Annotated in this window: 4 protein-coding genes; 3 read left to right on the top strand and 1 reads right to left on the bottom strand. The window is 59.4% G+C overall.

From position 1 onward, the window contains the following. The coding region (locus NCN04_RS10200) for a rhodanese-like domain-containing protein (protein ID WP_250396024.1) at nt 1-292 on the bottom strand (292 nt) is incomplete at its 3' end. A 48-nt stretch (nt 293-340) separates the two neighbouring features. On the opposite strand from NCN04_RS10200, the gene NCN04_RS10205 reads away from it, so the two are divergent. The 3 genes from NCN04_RS10205 to NCN04_RS10215 form a co-directional block, all read left to right on the top strand. Beyond that, on the top strand, nt 341-1,963 hold the full coding sequence (locus tag NCN04_RS10205; RefSeq protein ID WP_250396025.1) for a DUF3352 domain-containing protein: 1,623 nt from the start codon (nt 341-343) through the stop codon (nt 1,961-1,963). Then, a complete protein-coding gene (locus NCN04_RS10210; RefSeq protein WP_250396026.1) occupies nt 1,956-2,441 on the top strand; it encodes a SixA phosphatase family protein in 486 nt (161 codons plus the stop codon). The genes NCN04_RS10205 and NCN04_RS10210 overlap by 8 nt, the downstream gene beginning before the upstream one ends. Nucleotides 2,442-2,455: 14 nt before the next feature. Continuing rightward, nucleotides 2,456-2,775, top strand: a 320-nt coding sequence (locus tag NCN04_RS10215; protein ID WP_284498713.1) for a citrate/2-methylcitrate synthase, incomplete at its 3' end; no start/stop codon positions are given.

Genomic DNA, 2,775 nt, shown 5'->3' on the forward strand with positions numbered 1-2,775 from the left:
AGTTCCAAACGTCGTACCCCTGTCCTTGCTCTAAGAGCCAGCAACCAAAGTTCCTGCTGCGGATCCCGGCGTGACAAATCACCACGATGGGCTTGCTGGTCGTCAGCCTTGTGGTCAGCTCGGAGAGCCAGAGATTGGATTCGCTCAGCGGTAAATGTTCCACCTGTCCGGGGAAGGGAGCGATGTCCACTTCGGAATGCTCACGAACATCCACGAGCTGAAGGGAGGTGCCGCTCGACAGCCACTCTTGAAGGCCTCTGGCGCTGATGGATTGGGGTGAAGAGGATGTCATGGGATTCATCATGAATAAAGATGAGGTCATACCCACGCCTGCTGCGTCATGAAGGCGCGTTCCTTCCTATTAGCTATCGCTGCAGCGGTGGTGTTGCTGCTAACCACCGCATTGGGCTTGTGGTGGGCGATGGCAGAGCAGAGTCCCCTCAAACTTGTCGGGCAACCCCTCGTGTTGCCACGAGCCGCTCGGTTTGTACCTAGAGACGCATCGCTCAGTTTGCATTGGCTCGCTGATCCTGTACGCATGCCTGCGTATGCCCAGGCGGTGGCACCCGTCTCACGCCGACGCCAAGCGCGTGACAGCACGCAGCAATTGCGGGATGGAGCCTTTGCCCTAGCGGGCTTGGATTTTGTGGGGGAACTCGCGGATTGGATCGGTCCCCAGGTCAGCCTGTCTTTGATTGCTCCGGTCTCCGATGCACCGGCGGGTTGGGTGCTTGCCCTCACCAGCCTTGATCAAGACGGTGCCAAGCGTTTTCTCCAACGCTTTTGGCAAACCCGCAGTTTGGCTGGAACCGATCTGCAAATCAGTCGCTATCGCGGTATTGGTGTGATCAGCGGCCGCGGAGCGCTGCTTGGTCGAGAGCCACAACCCATCGCTACCGCCTTGATCGACGATGACCTGCTTCTAATCGCCTCCAGCCGTGGTGTGCTGGAGCAGTCCCTGGATGTATCTCAGCTGGATGCTCTGCACCAACTTGGAGACGAAGCTCTTGTCGCGGATTTGCAGCAGCTCGGGCGTGGTGCGGCTCTGCTAACCGCCGATCCCGTTGCGATGGCGAGGTGGCTAGGGATGCCTCGCTCAATCTCTGATCACGATGACCTTGTTGGCCTAGTGGCAGCACTGGAACCCAAAGGGACGGCCCTCAATCTGGATGCTGTCTTGCGTTTTCAACAGCCGCTTGGGAGCTCAGGGAATGGGTTAACGCTGTCTCGGTCTTTGATGCGTTCAGCTGGTGGATCTGCCACTGCCTTGGCTGTGCTCTCGGATCCTGCCGGCCTCCTCAGCCCTCAGAGTGAGGACCCCGTCGCCCAATGGTTGGCGCCTGTTCTTGAGGAGACGCTTCAAACGCTTGGAACCGAGGGGGCTTCAGCCGTGGTGGGGTTGAATGCGGGCCCACTGCTTTGGAAGCAGGGAGACGAGGGTTGGCTGTTGGGAACATCCAGTGATCAGCCCGGTTTGGAGGCTGTGGATGCGGACCTCCAGTCCAAGGGGCTTGTGCGTTCGGCCCTCCCCTCTGAAGGCTCAGCTCTTGAGGTATGGACCCGGCTAGCCAGGCAGCGGAAGCGGGGTGAAGCCTCGCTCCAGGCCCAGCTTGCCGTGGCCTTAGAACGCGAATCCGGCCAAGACTGGTGGGGGCAAACATTGGATGCTCTGACAACGCGTCAGGATCATTCAGCCCTCGAGCCTCGTTTGGATCAACTAGAGGCCTTGCAGGACGAGGGGGTGGCCCCTCTGGCGCAACAGTTGGCATTGGCAACCGAGCCCAGCCGCGCTCAGCTTCAAAAGTGGCGGCCCTGGAGCTTGATTCAGTCGGTGGCTGGACGGCCCCTGCTCCCAGCGGTGCAGGAGCTTGCTTTGGCTGCTGGTGTCGACCAAGAAGAGGAGGGCGTTGATCAAGTCGGTTCCAACCGCTTGAGACTGAGGGCTCAGCTCCGGTTTGGTTGATCTGCTGCTGTTCCGTCACGGTATTGCTGAAGAGCGCCACCAAGGCGCGGATCATCCGGATCGTGGTCTGACGCCTTTGGGCCTTGAGCGCACGTTCAAGGTGTGTAGCCGTCTGCGCGATCTCGGATTGATCGCCGAGCGCTTGTACAGCAGTCCTTATCGTCGAGCGCGTGAAACAGCTGAGCTGGCGGTCAAAACTGGCATGGCTCCAAAGGTTGAGCTCATCAGTTGTCTTGCGCCTGGGGGGGATCCATGGCCCTTGGTTCGGCGCTTGCAAGGCTCGTGTCTGCTTGTGGGGCACGAACCTGATTTGAGTTTGCTGGCTGCGGAGTTGATCGGTGCGCGATCTGGTGGCCTGCGTTTGCGTAAGGCAGGGCTTTGCCATCTCCGTTGGGAGGCATCCCACCCAGATCCGCGCGGCGTAGCGCAGCTGCAGGGGTTGCTAAGACCACGTCTGTTGTTGCCGGGCTGCGTTTAGGTTGCGTTGATGAGTTGTCGTTGTGGGTGGTGGTGAATCAGACCGGCGGTCCTGAAATCCGGCATGAACGCACGGGGTTGGTGTTCAGACCTGGTCTGGAGGGTGTTCCCGCCACCCAATCCTCAATTTGTGACATTGACGGACTGCAGGGGCGCCTCTCCTATCGGGGCTACTCCCTCGATGACCTCGCGGTCCACAGCAGTTTTCTGGAGACCACGTATTTGTTGATCTGGGGTGAACTACCGACCCCTCAGCAATTTCGAGATTTCGAGCACGAAGTGCAAATGCATCGTCGCGTCAGCTTTCGGGTGCGCGACATGATGAAGTGCTTTCC

Origin of the sequence: Synechococcus sp. MU1655 (assembly GCF_023630655.1) — a bacterium.
GTDB lineage: Bacteria > Cyanobacteriota > Cyanobacteriia > PCC-6307 > Cyanobiaceae > Synechococcus_C.

What these genes read in the sequence shown, in the direction of transcription:
- NCN04_RS10205 (WP_250396025.1), top strand. Translation starts at nt 341, where the DNA reads ATGAAGGCGCGTTCCTTCCTATTAGCTATCGCTGCAGCGGTGGTGTTG.